16 protein-coding genes are annotated in these 20352 nt (G+C 34.0%); 2 read left to right on the forward strand and 14 right to left on the reverse strand.

The genetic code is table 11. The annotated features are described in order from the left end of the window. Window positions 1-67: 67 nt before the first annotated feature. From HW423_RS07780 to lspA, 4 genes are all read right to left on the reverse strand, one after another. On the reverse strand, window positions 68-1570 hold the full coding sequence (locus HW423_RS07780; RefSeq protein ID WP_218931370.1) for a pyruvate kinase: 1503 nt from the start codon (window positions 1568-1570) through the stop codon (window positions 68-70). Between the two features lie 172 nt (window positions 1571-1742). Continuing rightward, window positions 1743-2441 (reverse strand): DUF2786 domain-containing protein, encoded by a 699-nt coding sequence (locus tag HW423_RS07785; protein WP_218931371.1) that lies wholly within the window; start codon window positions 2439-2441, stop codon window positions 1743-1745. 75 nt (window positions 2442-2516) lie between these two features. Beyond that, a complete protein-coding gene (locus HW423_RS07790; RefSeq protein WP_218931372.1) occupies window positions 2517-3455 on the reverse strand; it encodes an RluA family pseudouridine synthase in 939 nt (312 codons plus the stop codon). Beyond that, complete coding sequence (lspA, locus tag HW423_RS07795) at window positions 3455-3913, reverse strand: signal peptidase II (RefSeq protein WP_218931373.1); 459 nt, start codon at window positions 3911-3913, stop codon at window positions 3455-3457. The genes HW423_RS07790 and lspA overlap by 1 nt, the downstream gene beginning before the upstream one ends. A 141-nt stretch (window positions 3914-4054) precedes the next feature. On the opposite strand from lspA, the gene HW423_RS07800 reads away from it, so the two are divergent. Together HW423_RS07800 and HW423_RS07805 are read left to right on the forward strand one after the other, a co-directional pair. After that, complete coding sequence (locus tag HW423_RS07800; protein WP_218931374.1) at window positions 4055-4687, forward strand: YkyA family protein; 633 nt, start codon at window positions 4055-4057, stop codon at window positions 4685-4687. 33 nt (window positions 4688-4720) lie between these two features. Continuing rightward, entirely contained in the window at window positions 4721-6079 is a 1359-nt protein-coding gene (locus HW423_RS07805) for a putative glycoside hydrolase (protein ID WP_218931375.1), read from the forward strand. A gap of 48 nt (window positions 6080-6127) precedes the next feature. Here the strand turns inward: HW423_RS07805 and addA are convergent, their stop codons facing one another. The 10 genes from addA to HW423_RS07855 all read right to left on the reverse strand — a co-directional run bounded on the left by addA (window position 6128) and on the right by HW423_RS07855 (window position 20125). Continuing rightward, entirely contained in the window at window positions 6128-10051 is a 3924-nt protein-coding gene (addA, locus tag HW423_RS07810) for a helicase-exonuclease AddAB subunit AddA (RefSeq protein ID WP_218931376.1), read from the reverse strand. Beyond that, complete coding sequence (locus HW423_RS07815) at window positions 10041-13646, reverse strand: PD-(D/E)XK nuclease family protein (RefSeq protein WP_218931377.1); 3606 nt, start codon at window positions 13644-13646, stop codon at window positions 10041-10043. The genes addA and HW423_RS07815 overlap by 11 nt, the downstream gene beginning before the upstream one ends. Window positions 13647-13755: 109 nt before the next feature. Continuing rightward, window positions 13756-14115: a thioesterase family protein gene (locus HW423_RS07820; protein WP_218931378.1), complete on the reverse strand. Its 360-nt coding sequence runs from the start codon at window positions 14113-14115 to the stop codon at window positions 13756-13758. Window positions 14116-14129: 14 nt separating this feature from the next. Continuing rightward, window positions 14130-15368, reverse strand: a complete 1239-nt coding sequence (gene pepT / locus HW423_RS07825; protein WP_218931379.1) for a peptidase T — start codon at window positions 15366-15368, stop codon at window positions 14130-14132. Between the two features lie 12 nt (window positions 15369-15380). After that, window positions 15381-16190, reverse strand: coding sequence for a Nif3-like dinuclear metal center hexameric protein (locus tag HW423_RS07830; RefSeq protein ID WP_218931380.1), 810 nt, complete (start codon window positions 16188-16190; stop codon window positions 15381-15383). Then, a complete protein-coding gene (locus HW423_RS07835; RefSeq protein WP_218931381.1) occupies window positions 16187-16903 on the reverse strand; it encodes a tRNA (adenine(22)-N(1))-methyltransferase in 717 nt (238 codons plus the stop codon). Before HW423_RS07835 ends, HW423_RS07830 begins: the two co-directional genes overlap by 4 nt. A gap of 174 nt (window positions 16904-17077) precedes the next feature. Next, window positions 17078-17722: an amino acid ABC transporter permease gene (locus HW423_RS07840; protein WP_218931387.1), complete on the reverse strand. Its 645-nt coding sequence runs from the start codon at window positions 17720-17722 to the stop codon at window positions 17078-17080. Window positions 17723-17752: 30 nt separating this feature from the next. Continuing rightward, window positions 17753-18460: an amino acid ABC transporter permease gene (locus HW423_RS07845; RefSeq protein ID WP_218931382.1), complete on the reverse strand. Its 708-nt coding sequence runs from the start codon at window positions 18458-18460 to the stop codon at window positions 17753-17755. Between the two features lie 86 nt (window positions 18461-18546). Further along, window positions 18547-19374: a transporter substrate-binding domain-containing protein gene (locus HW423_RS07850; protein WP_218931383.1), complete on the reverse strand. Its 828-nt coding sequence runs from the start codon at window positions 19372-19374 to the stop codon at window positions 18547-18549. A gap of 19 nt (window positions 19375-19393) precedes the next feature. Then, the gene (locus HW423_RS07855; protein WP_218931384.1) at window positions 19394-20125 is read right to left on the reverse strand and encodes an amino acid ABC transporter ATP-binding protein; all 732 of its coding nucleotides are present in this window, start codon (window positions 20123-20125) and stop codon (window positions 19394-19396) included. Window positions 20126-20352 lie beyond the last annotated feature (227 nt).

A 20352-nucleotide genomic window follows, 5' to 3' on the forward strand; every position in this document is an offset into this window, starting at 1 on the left:
TATAACGAAAAGTATCTAATATAATACTAAATGAATTATAAATTTACGTAAATATTTAGTATATATATTACGGTAATTTAATCTTTGCGACATTCAATGATCTTAATGTAGGTGTTTTCTTATATTGGTGTTCTTCCATTTTAATTAAGATATCGTTAAGCATCTGAACTGTATCTGACATATAAGAGCCTTTATTAAGCATGACACACTCAGAACGACTCCCTTCAGCGGCATCGGTCACCTCTGCTCTAGAAGGAATTCCTTCATCCAACATTGAAGCCATTACCTCTGTCCCCCATATTACAGGAGTATCACTCGCTTCACAAATCCATAAGATTTCTTGTTGCAATTCAGCGAGCCTTACATAACCACTTTCCACCGCTAAATCTCCGCGAGCAATCATGACAGATACTGGGTTTCGACTTCCAGCTTTTAGAATAACTTCGGGTAAGTTATTCATTGCTTGAACTGTTTCAATTTTTAACGTTAATGGGACGTCGTTCAATGGTCGGTCCGACTTTTCAATTTCCGCTTGGATTTCTTCAATATCATCCGTAGTTCGAATGAATGAACACCCAATCATATCCGCATGTTCAACGGCAAAGTGAATCGCTTCGCGGTCTTCATCAGTTAAGATGTCAATGTTAAACTCTGTTTCGGGGAAATTTAGGCCTTTCTCAGCCTTTATCCTTACAGATCCACCTCTAACTCTTTTAACTAGTAACAAAGCTTCTGACTCGCCAATTTCCTTCACTTCAAGCTCAATTGACCCATCATCAATTAAAATTGGATCATCTATTGATAATTGCTCAAATATTTGTGGAATACTACAACCGACGGTCACTTTAATATCGTCATCAAGAGGTGGTAAATTGGTATAATCTTTAGTCATACGGACTAAATCTCCTGCTTTTACTTTAGGTTTCTTAAATTTGGTGAAGACCCAATCTGTTCTAATTTTAGGACCGGCAATATCGATTAAAATTTTTACTTTCTTATCTAATTCTTCGGCTACTTCATGAATATTATCTATCATTGCTTTCCAAGTCTCTTCATTATCATGTGCTGCATTAATTCTAGCAACATTCATTCCACTTTCAATTAACTCTCTCAAAAGCGCCTTGTCTTCAGAAGCTTCAGTAGGCATTGTCACCATAATTCGTGTATTTCTTTCTTTGGGCGCGTCTCCAAAAAACAATTGTGTATTCTGAGCAAGTCTATCTCTTCCCGCTGTTGATTGTTTTGATTCAGGTTCTTCTATGTCCATATCTTTGCCAATAGTATTTCCTAAGCGTCGAATGACAGACTCTAAGGTAAACAACGTTTTAGACTCTAATCTACCTAAACTTGAAAGACCCCACGAAGATAAATCCGCCTGTAAAGATCGGATATCTCGTCTTCTTAAAGCAAGATATGCAAACAAATTTCTAGCACTTTCACGAAAGTCATTACGTTCGATATATTTATCAATGGCTTTATATTCAGTTTTAGATTCAGCTTTTACTTGTTGGTATAATTCGGTTAAATCATCATAAATTTGATTTTGTTCTTCGATACTTGAGTATTTCATTTGTTCACCCCATAAAATATTATTTTTAAAGTCATTATAACAATATCCATCGAGATTTGAAAACGTTATCCTTTATAATTAGGGCGTACATTTTTAAAGGTGTTACAATTCATAAAAATACGAAAAAGCACTGCAAAAATTGCAGTGCTTTAAACATCTAGTCTATTATTTATTAATCTAAGTATTTATTCGTTAAAGAAACATTTTGTCCACGATCATAACCATCATGATAAGCGTGACTATTACGACTTAAATCGGGTTGTTTAAAAGCTAATGAACCGTTAATTTCTTGATTAAACTTATCAACGACATCTTGAGGAGTTTTAATAATTAAAGCAAATTTCTCATTATCATCTGCCATTTCTTCTCTTTGCTTTGCAAATTTATGGTCTAAACCATCCATAAACCCTTGATAATAAGCTTTTCGAATTTGAGCTTGAGCGAGTGTAGAATCTTCATTATTATCTTTAATATGAATTCCTGCATAATGCTTCATTGATTCAGCAGCCAAGTAAAACACTTCATAAGCCAACTCAACATCTTCAGGGTAACCCATTAGAACAAGCTTTCTTTGCACGCTCTTCTGATGTGGTAGACGGTTACTCTGCACATAAAACATCACTCTGAAGTTTTCAGAAATGATCTTAACTAACACTTTCTCCCACCAATATAATCGCTTATATACAGAAAGGGATTTGATGATAATCTCTTGCTTTCCACCTTCATTTAACTCATCTTGAGAAATTTTATATTTAAGCATTAATTTTTGGGCCATTAATAAGGCTGTTTGACTCTCCTCGTCATTACCACCGTCTTCGGCTAGTGATAACAAATTACGTATTTTATCGAGAATTTTATCATTGATTGACACATTAATACCCCCTTGTTATGGCAATATAACTAATTTTATCATATATTGAGACAAAATATAAATACAATGCCTAATTTAACGTAACGTTCTTAAAACTTCTTCAAATCGTTCTGGTAAATCTGTTTCGAAATTCATTGCTTCCCCAGATGTTGGATGTACAAAATGAAGCGACTGAGCATGTAAGAACTGGCCATCATCAAGTCTCGCTAATTGCCCTTTCATTTGGCCTACACCTTGACGATACAAGGGATCACCGACGATTGGGTGCCCAATAAACTCTAAATGGACACGAATTTGATGTGTACGTCCAGTTTTTAACTCAACTTTAACGAGCGTATTATGTGCAAAAGTTTCTAGTACTTCAAAATGAGTGAGCGCGTATCTACCTGCATGATTGGTCGTATATTTAATACGATTACTCGGATCACGATTAATCGGCGCTTCTATGATACCTGTAGGTGTTTCAATCACTTCATTGACTAATGCAACATACGTACGGCCCATTGAGTGGTCTTCTAATTGCTCACTAAGTTTTTGATGTGCATGATTATTTTTAGCTACAACGATGAGCCCAGATGTGTCTTTATCAATTCTATGTACGATCCCTGGACGGACAGTATCTTCATTATTGGATAAATTATCATCTAAATAATACACTAAAGCATTCACTAAAGTTCCTCTTGGATGTCCTTTTGACGGATGAACAACCATATCAATCGGTTTATTAATAACCAAGACATCATCATCTTCATAAACTATATCTAATAGGATATCCTCAGGTAAGATATTTATTTGCTCTTCTTCGGGAATTTCAACGTTAATTACTTCACTCCCATTTAATTTGTAATTTGCTTTTTGATGCACGCCATCAACAGTAATATGCTGATTTTTTAATAATTTTTGAATGGTAGAACGGCTGTAAGTTTCTTCAGACAATAAGTCTACTAATACTTTATCTAAACGACCTACTTCGCCTTCTAATTCAAATTTTTTTGTTTCTTTAATTTTTGTCATTATAAAACATCCTCTGTATTTTCAAAAAATAATATTACGATAATAAGTAATACGACTCCGATTGTCAGTGCAGCATCCGCTACATTGAAAATCGGAAAATCTATAAACTTGAATCTAAACATATCGATTACGTAACCTAAACGAATTCGGTCGATAAAATTACCAATGGCTCCACCAAGAATTAAACCGTAACTTAAACGAGTTATAAAATGATGGTCACGATTCTTGAAGATCAAATAAATAATATAAGTAGCAGCCAACACGGTAATAAATAAAAAGAAATTCACTCGACCCGAGAACAAGCCCCATCCAGCACCATCGTTACGTAAGTAAAAAAAATCGAAAACATTCGCAATTCCTCTAGCTGATTCCCCTACTTGTAAATTTGTTACTGTCAAAAACTTGACAATTTGGTCAAAAACAATTAATAATATTGCAACGAAAAAAGATAAAAACATAGATACTCCTTGCCTTTAAGTTCTAAATATTTAATAATATTTGAATTGCTAATAGTGTTATTATATACTAATCTAAGTAAAAATTAAATTTATTATTTTTTAAACAATTTAAATCATTTTTAAGGAGAGTCTATGAAACATTTGAATAAAATTGTAATACTCTTAATAACAGCACTATTTATTGCTGGTTGTGATAACTCGGTAGAAAGAGCTGATAAAACAGTCAGTCTCGTTCAGGAGAACGTTACAAGTATTGTTAATGAGTTGACAGAAATACAACTTGCTGAAGGAAACTTACAAGCAGAATTTGAAAGTACCATTGCTAACGCTGGAGATAATCTTACTTATTTTGCAAGTGATGATTCACCCATCCAACAAAATATTCAACGCCGTAAAGAGCACTTAACTAAATTAGAAGAAATTCGTGGTGAATTGGATAAAATGATTGAGGAATTTTCTAATCAAGTTAATAATAGTCCGCTTCCAACTGAACAAGTGACTAATCAAATTACTCAGTTACAAGAATTATCTCAAGAAGTCGTTACTTACATATCTGATTATCGTAAAAACATTGAAACCGAATCAATTGTTTACAAATCGATAGCAAATCCAGAAACAGATTACTCATCTTTCTTTGCTGTATTTGATAGTGTGTCAAAGTTACATACAACCAATCAAATTAATTTAGAGCGTATCTTAGGTTACTTTGAACCTATCAATGCGCAATTAATTAATTTTAAAGTATATTTAGCTAATTTACAAGAATCAAATTAGGAATTTGTAATAAAGACAAGAGGAGTTTTTAATATGTCCAACTTAAAAAACAAAAAAGTCAACTCGTTTACTAAAGTATTTGCATTGCTTTTACTTTCGGTATTTGTTTTGGCCAGTTGTCAGCAGTCAAATACTGCTGAACAAGAAGAGCCGCAGTACTATACATTGCCTGAAGTAACACCAAAGTATGACAGTGAAACACTTACTGATTTTAATAACCGAGTGGCTACAAATGATACGAACCGCTATGAAGGTTTAGTAATACCGGATGAGCCATTATTATCTCAACCTGATCAATTACCATCTGCTCTTTTCTATGATAGTGGAATCTCTATTCCTTATCCTGAAGACGGGGTTAAAGGTGTATATCTAACGGCTGAAAATGTTGCCGATGAAGAATACTTTAACTACATTATTGATTACATCAATGAAACAGAATTAAATGCAGTAGTGATTGACTTCAAAGATGATTGGGGTAACGTCATTCCACCTATTGAAACTGACAATGAGTATGTTCAACAAAACGTAATAGGATCTGTAGACTACGCTGAAGTCTTACGTGTCCTAGAAGAGAATGAAATTTATCCAATTGCTCGTATCACAACTTTTAAAGATAATCTATTAGCCGAGGCGCGTCCAGACTTATCATTTAAAGATTCTGCCACAGGTGAAACTTGGTCAGATGGGAATGGTTCTAAGTTTATTAACCCATTCAGTCAAGAAGCTTGGGATTATGTTCTTACAATTGCTGGAGAAGCTGCTAAAATGGGCTTCAAAGATATTCAATTTGACTATATTCGTTTCCCAGAAGGTTTCGAAACTTTCCATACTCAATTAGAATATGAAGTGGGAGAATATTCGGTATTCGAATCTGATAATCCTGAAGAACAAGGTTATGAGCGTGTTGCTGCTATTAATGACTTTTTAACTTATGCTGATAACCGACTTACACCATATGGTGTTGAAGTCAGTGCAGATATCTTCGGATATACAGCAATTGCTGGAGATGCTCCAGATGTTCGTGGTATTGGTCAAAACTTTGCTCAAATGGCTGAACGTGTAGATGTGGTATCTTCTATGATTTACCCTTCTCACTGGACTTCAGGTTTCTTTGGTTTTGATGTTCCAGATTATTATCCATATGAATTTACTAATACTTACATTCAAGAAGAATTATATGTGTTAGGTCCCGTTCAAAATGATGTTGTTTCAAGACCTTGGTTACAAGACTTTACGATGTTTATGGAATATGGACCAACTGAGGTTCAAGGACAAATTAATGCTTTAGCTGAAAATGGCATTCATGAGTATTTACTTTGGAATGCCACGGGTGAATACACAACCGGCGTTGATTATGCTCCTGATGTAGCGACGGCACAAGTAACTGAATAAAGATAAAAGAGCTCAACTAGTTTTGCTAGTTGAGCTCTTTTTATGTTCTTAAAGTTGGTACATTGTATCAATTGGAATGGATACACCAAAATCTAATAGAACTATATATGCTTGCCTAATTGGTTTGTTGTAAGCAATCGTCAGTGCTTTTGAATACAAACTAATTTGAAATCGATATTTGTTTACAATTTGTTCAATTTGTTCTTCTTTTGTCATATTTGCGTATGGTTTATATCGATCTGTTTTATAATCATAAATAACGATATCTTCGTCAAATTCAATGAAGTTATCGATAACCCCATGAATTAGCAACTGATCTTCTGATAATTCTTTCATATTCTCTGCTGCAATATTATTCTCAAACAGTTTCAATGCTGGAGTTAAGTATGAAAAAGCATGTTCCTTTTTAACTCGACCTGCATGTTCAATCGTTAACTGACCTAATTCACTTTGGATAAAAGTGATGACACTGTCATAATTGATTAATTCGGCCAATTCTTTACTTATGTGTTTCGTTTCAACGAGAGATTGGCTAGTTTCAATTAAAATTTCATTCAATTGTGTTTGATTTTTCTCTGCCAAAATCGAAAAGTCTAACTGTTGTAATAAAAAGTGTGTTGCGCTCCCTATTTCAGCATAATTTGGTTTTGTCTCTAAGTTATCAATGAATTTAGGTGGTTCAAACGTATCTTCAGTATATCGAATTCCTTGAATCGTCGAAGAGTTCTCTTGATCGTCAATTTCTTGGCTTTCAAGCGAGTTACCACTACGGTCTGAGAAATAAGCAATTTTTTCGATCCGCGGTTCTTCGTATAATCGTTTTAATTCAGATACAGACTGATAACTTGAGGTATTCGTGGCTAGCTCATATGTGTAGTTATAATTGAATAATTGCTTCATATGATTATAGACGCTTTGATCACTTAAATCATTGACGTCAAGGCGTCCAATTTGCTTAGCTAAATTGGGTTTTTTAGAGTAATTTAGTGGTATTTGATACTGAATTTGTAAATCTACAATGCTTTGTAAATCGATAAACTCAATATTTAGTTGTGATAGATTAAATTCAGCTAAACCAGAATCAGTTTGACCTTTCGCGATGGCTTGTCTAATCCAATCTAACCAACTTGATGCACTTTGGCGCTCCTGTAGAGGAACCATTAAGGTTTCATGATTACTTTTATCTTGCGTCGCTTCTTGTTTAGTATGCCACTCTTCTTCGTTTTTAATCGTTCCAACAATCATGAGCTTTTGCTCACATCTCGTTAAGGCTACGTATAGTTTACGCATTTCTTCTGCTTTTAACATATTTTCCTTTTCGATTTTAAATGCTTGTTTTGTAAAGGAGGCAAATTTAATTCGGTTTTCAAAATCATAATAATCTGAACTAATCCCAAAATGTTTTGAAGCGATATATGATTTTGATCTCGCGTCTTGTAAATTGAATTTCTTTGCAGTATCCATTAAGTAGACAATCGGAAACTCTAAACCTTTACTAGCATGTACTGTCATCAATCTCACAAAATTTTGTTCTCCGTCGAGTAAAACTGGCTCGGCTAAGTCATTTTGTTGTTGCATTACTTTCTCTATGTAGCGAATAAAGCCAAAAACACCTTTGTATTGGCTTTGCTCGAATTCCAATGCTTTCTCGTACAAGGCATGTAAATTAGCCTCACGTTGGACACCATTATTTAGACCTGCTACATAATCTAAAAAAGAAGTTTCTTGATAAATCGTCCATATTAAATCCACTAAGGAAATACGCTTCGATAAGGCGTTCCAATGAGTCAATTGCTTGAAGAAGTTACTCAATTTCTGATGGATATCTTTATCACTCTCTTGGGTTTCTGGGTCATTTAAGTAAGCGAGGACTGCTTCATAGAATAAACCATTGGGTGAATGAATCCGAATCTTACTTAAGGCTTCATCATCTAATTGAACAAAATAGGACCGCAGTATCGCAACTAATGGAATATCTTGTAAAGGATTATCGATGAGCTTCAATAACGCTAGCATTAATTGAACTTCTTGTCTTTGGAAATAATTTTCAACTTTTTGAGCATAAATCGGTACATCATAACTTTCTAAGATTAGTTGTGCGATTAAAAAAGGCTTTCGAGTTGGCGTAAGAATAACAAAATCCGAGAATGTTACAGGTCTTCGTTTTTTTAACTTCTTATCATAGATTAAGTACCCTTCCGCTAATTTATTTCGAATATCTTGAGCGATAATATGGCTCTCAGCTTCTAATGAAGTATCTGCTAAAGCAATGTCATCCCTGACTGCCTCATCGACTTCTTCACTCTCTTGATTTTCTTTCTCATATAAAAGTAGTTGGATATTAAACTCTTCATGAGGCGCTTCCGGTTCAAAAGATTTATTCCCAGTAGTTAAAGATTCTGCTTTTCCATAATTCATCTCACCAAATTCTGAATCCATTACCCGTTCAAATACGAAGTTTGTAAATTGCAGTATCTCGTCTCTCGAACGGTAGTTTTTATCTAAGATAATGAGTTTATCTTCACTAGAGTTTGCATAGTTTAAATACCGATTTAAAAATAAACTTGGTTCTGCCATTCTAAAACCATAGATCGATTGCTTTACGTCCCCAACCATAAATAAATTATCGTTTAATTCATCTCGAGTCTCATGTGATAAAAAGTATAAAATTTCATTCTGAATGTCATTTATATCTTGATACTCATCAATCATTATTTCTTTAAATTTTTTATGATAAAAAAGCGCAGCTGAACTGACTTGTCTTTGTTCACTGTCTTTCTTCAAAGGAGCTAAAATTTCCAAGGCAAGATGTTCTAAATCATTATAATCAATTATATTTATCGATGTTTTATGTTCAGCTAAACGGTCCATAAATAATTTAGTTAATTGAGATAAGGAAGAAATAATATGTCCTTGTTCTTTTTCCACTTTTTCAGTTAACTCGTATTCATAAGTAAAGATTGGCACTATGTTTTTAGTGATGATATCTTTTGCTTCATCTCGTAATTCTTTGAGTTCAGCAACTATTTCATAATCTTCGGAAGTTTTCTTATTTGCTTTCCATTTGCCAAATTGAATTGAACTCGCTTGTGAGAACAGATCCTCAAGTTTATCTTCTCTTGACAAACCAAATAAAAGATTTGCTTGTTGTAAATCAGCTTGAATGATTGGTTCATACTTAGAAACGCCCTCATCGGAGAGAGAATGCAGTAAACTTGTGGCTGTTTCAAGTAATTTAATGGCTTGCAGGCTATTAGTTTCAAGCACAAATTTAATTGTTTGTTTATATAATAAACTATCTTTAAATGTTACAAAATTAGCACTTGCGGTGTTTGCTTCTTCCAACCACAAAGTTGGATTCGTTTGTGAGCGGGCAAATTTATAAATATCAATGATCGTATCGAATAATGCGTCATCAGAACGCACACTCCCATATCGCGCTAGAAGTGATTGATAAATTTCTGGCGTAATAGCTTCAATTTCAGAAGACGCATCATGAATTGAAGCAATCATGTCATCCCAGACATCATGATAAATTAATTGTACTTGAGTCTGATCTGTTACTAATGAAAAATTAGGATTAAAATCAATTAAATAAAAGAAATTTTGGATGATTTCTAGACAGAAAGAATGCAGTGTTTGAATATTTGCCTTAGGTAAAAGAGATAACTGGTGTGTTAATCTTCTTTGTTCCTCTGGATTCAGTGTTTCATTCACTGCGTCTTTTAATCTGCTCTCCATTCTTTCTTTCATTTCATTCGCTGCAGCTTCAGTAAATGTTACAACTAATAACTCATCAACATTGGCAAATCCTTGTAAGATATGATTAAAAATCCGTTCAATTAAAACTGTCGTTTTTCCCGAACCTGCGGAAGCAGAAACAAGGATATTACTCCCTTTATGTTGGATTGCTTCCCATTGTTCATCGTTAAAATTCGAATTGAGCGGTTTAGGTTCTATATTATTCATCATTTTCTTCATCTTCCCCACTTTCGTCCAATTCTAATAACATTTCTTGTATGATATTCTTTTTATTAATTGTCTTTTCCCGGTATGCCTGATAATTCTCAGTTGAATCGAACCCACTAATTACCCGGTATTCCGGTTGTAAGGATGTTGTATATTGATTCTCTCTGAAGGGTTTTAATTCAATCACACCGCTTTGAATTTGATTCGCTGCTTGTTTAAATTTCATGTGAACGAATTTTAAGAGTATATCTAACTCTTCTTCTGTAAATACCCGGCTAAAGGTATTGTATAGTCCACCTTTTTTAAACTTCACAGGATATACAAGACTATTATTGGTCACTTCTATACTTGAATCAATATAGGTTAATTGTTCCTCATCAACACTAACAAAACCGTTGAAAATATTCTCAGATAGTTGTAACTCTTCCATAGCTTCAAAAGTATCCGGCATTGAAGCCTCTTTAAAAGCAGTGTAGGAGTGGATTAAGGGTTGGTAAAATGCGCCGAAAGCCTTTGTATCCGGATAATTGCTTAAAGCAACACTTAAATAAGTTAATACTTGTAAATCAAGCCCATAATACGTATCGACAACATTAAATTCCTTCTTACCTGACTTATAATCAACAATTTGTAAGAAAGTATCGTTGGATGTTTTAGCAATATCCACCCGGTCAATCTTCCCGCTAATACTTAGTTGTCCACCACTATTTAATGGGTAGATAAATCCTTTTAATTGATCTGGGGATGGTGAGATTCCAAAGACTGCCTCAGATTGAATTGAAGTCATCTTCGTTCGTTTCTGTTGGGCCTGGCTAAATTTTATAAATCGGAATAATTGCTCGTCCATTTGTGTTTTAATCGCATTAAACTTCGCATGACTAAACATAATATTGAATCGTTCATCTTGTTCTAGCTTTCCTTTTACTTGGTTAAATAATTGATTTAAGTTGCTCATATCAATTTGTCTTAAATCTAATTTCTTATCAATTAACAGTCGTGTAAATGAATCTAAGAAGTCATGGAAATAATCTCCCGACCGCGCATAATCTAGTTCAAATAATTTTCTCTCTTTTATCTTTAAACCATGTAATAAGAAATGGCTAAAAGGATCTTGGAAATATTGTTCAATTTTCGAAACAGATGCATGGATATCTTTACCAAATAATTGTATAGCAATTTTTGGATCGATATTCGAAGGTAACTCATTGAATTTCGCCACTGCTTCTACTATGGCTTCGATGGATTGACGCGTTTGTTTCTCTACACCATCATAGTCATTCATTACTAAAAATACTTGTTTATGCAGATCATTTAGTAAACCTTCATCTTGAGTGAGATAATGTGATAATTGTAGTAATAAATTTTGTTCCATACTATATTTACCAAAAGTACTCGAGTGTAGATGTTCCAATTCAGATACTAGGTCATGCGTAAATATATAAGTTGGAAGTTTCAAGTATTGCACTATTTGAGAAATATATGGACTTAATTGCATACTTTGATTATTTACACTCGTAGCATAACTAAAGTATATTCGTTCGGACGCATTCAGTAATAATTGATACGCCAATAATAATTCTTGACTATATTGTTGTTCATTAAGCTTCATTAAATATTGATGTGGAAGTAAATCTTTTTGAAGTAACTCCCTTGATGCTTCATCTAATAAAGAAGATGTTGGTCGATTAAGCGGCAAGGTTTTGTCATCCATACCAATATAGAAAGCAATCTTAAATGGTTGTACTTGTGGACTTTCAACACTTGTTAACGTCACTTGATCGAGTGTTGCAGGGATTATATGGTAACTTGATTCACTTAAACCAGCAATCAATAACTCGACAAATAAAGAATATGAAATAGTTTGATCTTGATAAATTTCATTAAACTCATCAAGTAAATCAACAAATACTTGCCACACTTGCTCGTCTCGGCGAGAAGATTCTACTTCACCTGTATCAATGGAAGTGTCGCGTTGTTTAACAAATTGATCACGAACGCCTAGATCAAGCATTAATTGATAGAGCCAAGCTCCAGCCTTTTGACCCGTCATTGGACTCTCCCATACTTTAAAGACTTGACTGACATCTGAAATTAGCCATTGTCTCCATTTTTCAGAAAGTTCTTTCAACGTAGAATGTTGCGTCCAATCTCCATTCTGAACAAGTTTGGCTTCGTCTTCGAAACGCCATATGAAATTTGGTTTAATTAAACGGTAACCAAAATATCCATTAGCTAAAATAATGTTCTCAAAGTAATTCACTTCTCGGTCTTTAATTTGCTCTTGTTGGTCTAGGGGTGTGTCTTTTAAAAACTCTGGAATAATTAAACCAGACTTCAAGAAACCCATGACGTCATCGTATTTCCAATTATAAAGTTTTAAATTCAATAGGCTTTCAAGTAAAAGAACAAAAGGATGTTGATTCATCTTGGCAACATTATCTACAAAAATAGGTATATCATTCGCATCAAAATACGGTTTTGCTATCACTTGATATCTATCAAAGTCGCGTGTCATAACAACGATGTCTTGATATCGGTAACCCTCAGTAGCAACTAAATAGTGAATTTGGTTACTAACATGACGTAACTCCGTTTGAATTGTATCCGCCTGCCAAATTTCAATTGGTGGGCTCAAATACTTCGTTTTCTCATCTTCTATACTCATGCCTATTTCTTGAATATCTTTAAATAATTTCGCAGTCGTTAGTAAATCAGTCCCGATTGTATGAAATGGTCGCTTAATGTCCCAATCCGGTAACACTTTTATTTGATTAAATTGTGCTAACGCCTTTACTTGATGGTAAGTATAGCGAATTGTATCCAATATTGGCTGAAACGTTTGGCTATTGGCTAGTGAATGAGTAATAGGTAATGTGAGCCATACATCACTGAAAGTGGCTGATAATTGCATTAAAAGGCTCATCTGCTGTGCATTAAAATAATAATAATGATCAATAATCGCGTAAAGGTCCGTTAATTGCCCCTCACTTTTAATATAGGCTTCTAATTGTTCTAAAGTGCTATATTGTGATACTTCTAAAAGTTCAATTCTCTCAATAAATTTCGTATAAATTAGTTGAATTTCGACAATTTTTTGTTGTTCTAAATTAGGTATGTCTTCACTCATATCTGAAACATCAATATGTGTATCCGTCGTTATGCGTGATAAATCTTCGGGCGTTATATTACCTTCGATAAGCTCAGTAAATAATGATAATAGCTTATCAATGAAACCTTGATGATTAATTTGTCCTCTTAATACAATGAGGTCATCTTTTAATTCACTAAGCAATTGTCTAATGATCATCGTTAAACCAACATCAGATATTGACTGTTTGTTAGGGCTTTGGGGGCGAATCATAAACCAAGCGAGTCGCGTGAAACTAACCACTTGTAATGACATCATCGCTGCTTCTTCCTGTCCTTTAACTTCTTCGATGGTATTTAGGACAAATGTCTCCATATCAAACTTTAAATGGTCAGGAACAATATAATAAATCGTTGCATTCGGATTCGTTTCAAGAATATGTAATAATTTTTCAATAATAACCCGTTTTTTATTTACTGAAAGATCTCCAGTTATAATTTGTAACCCCATTCTTTACTCCTTTCAATAAACTATTCTGTCGCTTTAATCTCATTAAATCTAAGAAAAGACGGAAATATAACCAAAATACCTGGTATAATTTCCGTTTCTTAAATAATTATTATAATTTTCCTAAAAATCTTTCTTTGTTTACTTTCGCTCTTTTATGATCAGCCGAGGCAATTAATTGCCCATCGACTATAGCTTCAAGTGAAAGTGTCAATATAGATTTATTTTGTTCTATTATTTTAGCTGTAATGCAAACCAATTTTCCAACGGCTGTTGGCGCTATGTGTTTGATAGAAAACTCAATTCCAACTGTTGTTTCGTCATTGTCAGTGTAATTTTGACACAATTCATAAGAAACATTTTCCATCCAGGCCATTATACTCGGTGATGATAAAACTTCTAAGCCACCTGATCCAACAGAGGCTGCTGTAACATCAGCTTGTACTGTGAATTCTTTGGTCAATGTCTTCATTATCTAATTAACCCTTAAAATTTTTTTGCGTTTAGTTCAACAATTTTAATAATGACATTTGTGGCTTTTTCCATTGTTTCTACTGAAACAAACTCGAATCGACCATGCATATTTTCTCCACCGGCGAAGATATTAGGTGTAGGTATTCCCATGAAACTAATTTTAGACCCATCAGTTCCTCCACGAATTGGATAGATTCTTGGTTGGATATCTAATGTTTCCATGGCATTTTGGGCTAATTCAACGGGGGTCATATCTTTCTCAATAATTTCACCCATATTGTAATATTGATCTTCCAACTCAAGTTCTAAGGGTTTAGATATATAGTTATCATTAATTTTGTTCACAGCGGATTGAACGAATGCTTTACGATCTTCAAATAATTTACGATCATGGTCGCGAATGATCATTCTTAAAACGGCTTTATCCACAGACCCCTCAACGTCAGAAATATGGTAGAACCCTTCTCGGTCCTCTGTGTGTTCTGGCACTTCAAGTTCTGGGAATTCATTTATAAATTCTTTCATAACTGTAACTGCATTCAGCATCTTACCTTTGGCTGTACCCGGGTGGATGTTTTTCCCAGTAATTGTAACGGTTGCGCCCGCAGCATTAAAACTTTCATATTCTAATTCACCTTCAGGACCACCATCCATTGTATAGGCAAAATCAACATCAAAACCTTCAGCATCAAAGTGATCAGCCCCACGACCAATCTCTTCATCTGGTCCAAATGCAACACGCACTTTACCATGTTCAATTTCTGGATGGTTCACTAGATATTCTACAGCTGTAATTATTTCAGCGATCCCTGCTTTATCATCCGCACCAAGTAAAGTCGTTCCATCTGTTGTAATTAGTGTTTCTCCAATGTAATTATTTAAGTTTGGAAAATCAACCGGATCCATGACGATATCTTCATCGGTGTTTAAAGTGATTGCGAGTCCATCATAATTTTCAATCACATTTGGTTGTACGTTTACAGAATTAAAATCTGCCGTATCAACGTGAGCAATAAAACCAATTGAAGGGACCTCTTTTGATGTGTTCGCTGGTAATGTTGCTGTGACAAAGGCATTATTTGGATTAAGTTCTACCTCATCTAAGCCTATCTCTTTTAATTCTTCAACTAATAAATTTAATAAATCAAATTGTTTCTCTGTTGAAGGAATTGTATCGCTAAATGCATCTGAACGTGTATCTATCTTGGCATATCTAATTAATCTCTCTTTTGTTTTTTCAAAAATACTCATAATATCACCTTTCTATTCGTACATAAATGGATTTGTGTTTGTAGTGCTCTCAATGACTTCAATATCCCAATGATTCTCTTGAGCTAAGTTTTTAATAACTGTAGCCATTTTCTCTTTGAATATGTGTTCAATGTAATGACCACTATCAATAGTAAGTATATCAAATTCATAGGCGTCTTGTCCTTTATGAAATGTAATGTCGCCTGTAATAAATACATCCGCTTCCTCGTCCAGAGCAGCTGATAGTGAATCAAAGGAAGACCCACCAACAATGGCGACGCGATTGTATGCCTCTTTTGGTGTTCTTTCTATTAAAGTAAGGTTGTTCGCATTCAATTTATCTTTGATATAAGAAATTAAGTCTTGACGAACAAAGGTAACTGGCAAATTTCCCACTCGCCCTAAGCCACTTAAACCGTCTTCAGATGGCTCAAGTTCTTTGATGTCGTTAAGTTTTAAAGCATTAGCTAACCAATCATTCATCCCATTCAATGCTTTATCTAAATTAGTATGTAAGACAAAGACATTGATGTCATTTTTAATAAGTTCAGTATACATTCTTAAATCAGCTGTTGAATTATCGAAACGTTTGATGGGGTTAAAAAGTATCGGATGGTGAACAATCATCGTATCCACACCAAGTGCCAAAGCTTCTTCCACGACTTCAGGTCTAACATCTAAGGTTGTCATTACTTTGCTAACATTGGCATCTTTATATCCAAAATGAAGTCCTACTTGATCCCATTCTTCAGCCAATTCGCTTGGATATAATTTATTCAAGTTATCCATTATTTCATTTAATCGTACCGACTGCCTATTCATTTTTCTAACACTTCCTTAATGCGTTGATATTTTTGTTCCAACTCTTCAAGTTTATCATTCTTGTCGTTTGTAGCAAGTTTAATGGAATTAATAATATATTCGGTACTTTCCAATTCACTTTTCCATTTAGAAAAGAATTCTTTGGACTGCTTTTGATAATTAATGGGTCCAAATAACAATTCCTCGTCATTTAATACTTGCTTTTCTTCATCAGGTAAATGTCTAGCAACAATTATTTCATAATTATGTTTTTGTTCCTGGATTATATCCTCATCGATAATATGATATTTATTCTGAATTAACCACGAACGAAGTTGCGGTTCTGCAACATTCGGTTGTAGAATTAATGTATGTCCAGAAACAAGTTTATTCACACCTGCTTCAAGAATATTGCGAATCAAAATGCCTCCCATACCACAAATCGTCGCTAAGTTAATTAAATCATTTAAATTAACGACATCGAAGCCGTCTCCAAAACGTACATCAATGGAATCGTTTAATCCTTGTAAGCGAACTTCTTTTTGAGCGGACTGATAGGGGCCTTGGACAACTTCTCCAGCGATGGCGTATTCAATCGCATTGTTTAATACGAGATTACACGGTAAATAAGCATGATCACTTCCAATATCTGCTAAACGAATTGGATTGTCTCCATGCTTTTCAACGAATTGAGCGACTCGATCGAGTCTTTTTGATAATGTGTTTGAATTCATATTTTCCCTCTTAACTTCTTATAGATAATACTTTAATTTTATCACTAAATATCAATTTATTTAAGTAAATTATACTAGTCATATTTTTTATACTTTTTCATAAAATTTTTAAAACAAAAAAACGATTAGTATCTGAGACTAATCGCATCTGATTATATGTATTTCTCTTAAAATTCATCTGCTCCTAGTATTCTTTGCTAATTTTTGTGCAATTTGTGAAATCGTAAAATTTACTACAAAGTAAATTAAAGCTAACAAGCCATATAGTACAAACACTTGCGAAGTTGCGGTATATCTTCCCATCAGTATATTGGCTTTACCTAATAATTCTTGTAAAGCGAGTACGGACCATAGGAAACTCGTATCTTTTATCACTGTTACGAATTGTGACATAATCGCGGGTAACATATTTCGAATCGCTTGTGGAAGTATAATATGCCACATGATTTGCGAATTTGTTAATCCTTGTGATTCAGCTGCTTCAATCTCACCTTTAGCGACACTATTTAAGCCACCTCGAATAATTTCAGCTAAGGCAGCTGTCGTAAAGATAGTAAAGCTTGCTACACCTGCATCTACAGATTTTAGTCGGAAAATTAAAAATATTACAAATATCCATAAGATATTCGGTACATTACGAACAATTTCAATATAAATCGTTGCGATCCATTTTAATATTCCTCTTTCCTGATTACGCATTATGGCGAGTATCGTACCAAATATTGAACTTAAAAATATAGCGATAACAGAAATATAAAGCGTAAGATATAAACCCTCCAAAAGGAAAACCATATTGTTCACTGTAAATAATTCTTGTATTTGTTCCATGAAACTCATTCTGATCCTCCTCTACCTAGTATAAGCTTTCTTATTCTTCTCTTCTAAGCGAATAGATAATTGCGTAAGTGGGAAACATAGTAGGAAGTATAAAAAGGCAGCAAATGCAAAGGCTGGTACGTAGTGTAAATTCATCGACGACCAACTATTGGCAGTAAACATAATATCTGCTCCAGAAATAATAGCGATAGCTGAAGTGTTTTTGATTAAGTTTACAACTTGATTTGTTAGTGCGGGTAACATAATTCTGAAAGCCTGTGGTAAAACTATTAACCACATACTTTCCCAAAAAGAAAAGCCTTGTGATAATGCTGCTTCCATTTGTCCTTTTGCCACCGAACCAATACCTGATCTTATAACTTCCGCAATATATGCTGCATGATAAAGACCTACACAAATAATACCAATAATATACGTGTCTAAAACAATCCCTACCATTGGCAAGCCATAATATACAAAGAATATTTGAATTAATAAAGGTGTATTTTGAAATAACTCTACATAAATACGTGTGAATATTGAAAGTACTTTACTTCTTGATGAAGAACTAATTCCTAAAACCGTTCCTAATAGAAATGCGAATATTAAAGCACAAATCGAAATCCCAATAGTATAAATAAAGGCTTCCATGAAAAGGGGAATGTCTTTAAATAGATCGCCCCAACGATACAACGCAAAGGGTCCTTCTTGTAACCATGAGATACTTGATAACACTGACATGCTTTCCCTCCTCTAATTAACCGTAAAGATGTGTGACGTATGCATTGAAATACGTCACACACTTAAGGTTATGATTTTGAAATATATTATTCGCCTTCAGAACTAGATGCTTGAACGCCATTCGTTTCAAGTAACTCAGCTAAAGTACCATCTTCTAACCAACCATTAATTAATTCATTTAAGTAATTATGTAATTCATCATTACTTAATTTCGTTGCGATTCCGTATTCTTGTGGAGAAAAACCAATATCTAAAATTTGGTTATTGTCATCAACATACCCAGCTAGAATTGATTTATCAACGGACATTGCATCAATACGTTTAGAAGTTAGGGCTGTTTTTAATTCAGGGTAAGTAGCTAATTCACTAAATTTAACTGTGACACCTTGAGCATCTGCTTCCGCTTGAACTAAATCTTTTGTTGTTGCACTTTGAGGAACACCAATTGTTTTTCCTTCTAAACCAGCAAAATCAGTAATGCCATCCTCAGTACGAACTAAAAAGCCAACTTCATCAACAAAATATGGTTCGGTGAAGTTATAAGTTTCCTTACGCTCAGGTGTAATTGTAAATGTCGCAATCACTGCATCTACTTCGCCGTTATCTAATAAAGGTCCACGTGTTTTAGGTGTTACTCCAGTGAACTCAATATTATCTGCACTGCCTGTAATCTCTTCTGCGATAAGTTTTGCTAAATCAATTTCAAATCCTTCATGTTCCGTAGTATCAGGATTTAAAAATCCGAAATGAGGTACATCTTCTTTAATTCCCACTCTAAACACACCTGCATCTTTAATTGCTTGAACTTGAGCTGGCAGTTCTTCTTGAGCAAAAGCTGTATTAGGGACGAATCCTCCAAGTATGGTTGTTCCTAATAGTGATAATGTAACTAATTTATTTTTCCAGTTTTTCATTGTTTACTCTCCTTTTTGATTAAGCATGTTTGATAATTTTACTTAAAAATTCCTGTGCACGGTGATTTTGTGTTTGAGAAAAGAATTCATCGGGTGTACCCGTTTCAACAATTGAACCTTTATCCATAAAAATAATACGATCAGCAACTGATCTAGCAAAGCCCATCTCATGTGTCACAACCACCATGGTAATATTTAATTGAGATAAATCGATCATTACATCTAAAACTTCTTGAATCATTTCTGGGTCTAATGCTGAAGTTGGTTCGTCAAATAAAATAACCTCTGGATGCATATTTAATGCTCTAGCTATCGCAACACGTTGCTGTTGACCTCCAGAAAGTTGCGCAGGATAAGCATGTGCTTTATCTTCTAGGCCCACCCGTTTTAAATACTTCATTCCAGATTCTTCCGCTTGCTTTTTATCCACCTTTTGAACTTTGATGGGTGCTAAAGTTATATTCTCTAATATTGTTTTATGAGAATATAAATTAAAGTTTTGAAACACCATCGCAACTTTTTGTCGTACTTTCTGAATTGGTGCATTTTTCTTTGTTAAATCAACATTGTAAACTTCAGCGACGCCATCAGTAACCTCTTCTAAACGATTCATACAACGTATTAATGTACTCTTTCCAGATCCAGAAGGTCCAATAATTACTACTTTTTCACCCTCTTCAATATCCAGATTGATATTTTTAAGTACGTGATTATCTCCGAAATACTTATTGACGTCTTTCATATGTATCATTTTTTCACATCCTTTCTCAAAGCTATTAAAGCTTAATTAGAAGATTATCATAAATAATTTAATAAAACTAGTATTATTTTTACTTTTATTTAATGTTATTTTTAATTTATCACAAGATTCAACTGTTTTTCTTCTGTTTTAATATACGTGACATGTCACATAATATGACATGGTTTGAAATAATGAAAAGAATTGGAATCCTTTATCAAATCGAGTTAAGCACCGAT

The organism is Ruoffia halotolerans (assembly GCF_014049385.1).
GTDB classification, from domain to species: Bacteria; Bacillota; Bacilli; order Lactobacillales; family Aerococcaceae; genus Ruoffia; species Ruoffia halotolerans.

Bases quoted from the DNA above. Each gene is read 5' to 3' on its own strand.
- HW423_RS07850 (WP_218931383.1), bottom strand. From the start codon at position 19,374: ATGAAAAACTGGAAAAATAAATTAGTTACATTATCACTATTAGGAACA.
- HW423_RS07780 (WP_218931370.1), bottom strand. From the start codon at position 1,570: ATGAAATACTCAAGTATCGAAGAACAAAATCAAATTTATGATGATTTA.
- HW423_RS07835 (WP_218931381.1), bottom strand. From the start codon at position 16,903: ATGAATTCAAACACATTATCAAAAAGACTCGATCGAGTCGCTCAATTC.
- HW423_RS07790 (WP_218931372.1), bottom strand. From the start codon at position 3,455: ATGACAAAAATTAAAGAAACAAAAAAATTTGAATTAGAAGGCGAAGTA.
- addA (WP_218931376.1), bottom strand. From the start codon at position 10,051: ATGATGAATAATATAGAACCTAAACCGCTCAATTCGAATTTTAACGAT.
- HW423_RS07805 (WP_218931375.1), top strand. From the start codon at position 4,721: ATGTCCAACTTAAAAAACAAAAAAGTCAACTCGTTTACTAAAGTATTT.
- pepT (WP_218931379.1), bottom strand. From the start codon at position 15,368: ATGAGTATTTTTGAAAAAACAAAAGAGAGATTAATTAGATATGCCAAG.
- HW423_RS07845 (WP_218931382.1), bottom strand. From the start codon at position 18,460: ATGTCAGTGTTATCAAGTATCTCATGGTTACAAGAAGGACCCTTTGCG.
- HW423_RS07820 (WP_218931378.1), bottom strand. From the start codon at position 14,115: ATGAAGACATTGACCAAAGAATTCACAGTACAAGCTGATGTTACAGCA.
- lspA (WP_218931373.1), bottom strand. From the start codon at position 3,913: ATGTTTTTATCTTTTTTCGTTGCAATATTATTAATTGTTTTTGACCAA.
- HW423_RS07815 (WP_218931377.1), bottom strand. From the start codon at position 13,646: ATGGGGTTACAAATTATAACTGGAGATCTTTCAGTAAATAAAAAACGG.
- HW423_RS07855 (WP_218931384.1), bottom strand. From the start codon at position 20,125: ATGATACATATGAAAGACGTCAATAAGTATTTCGGAGATAATCACGTA.
- HW423_RS07830 (WP_218931380.1), bottom strand. From the start codon at position 16,190: ATGAATAGGCAGTCGGTACGATTAAATGAAATAATGGATAACTTGAAT.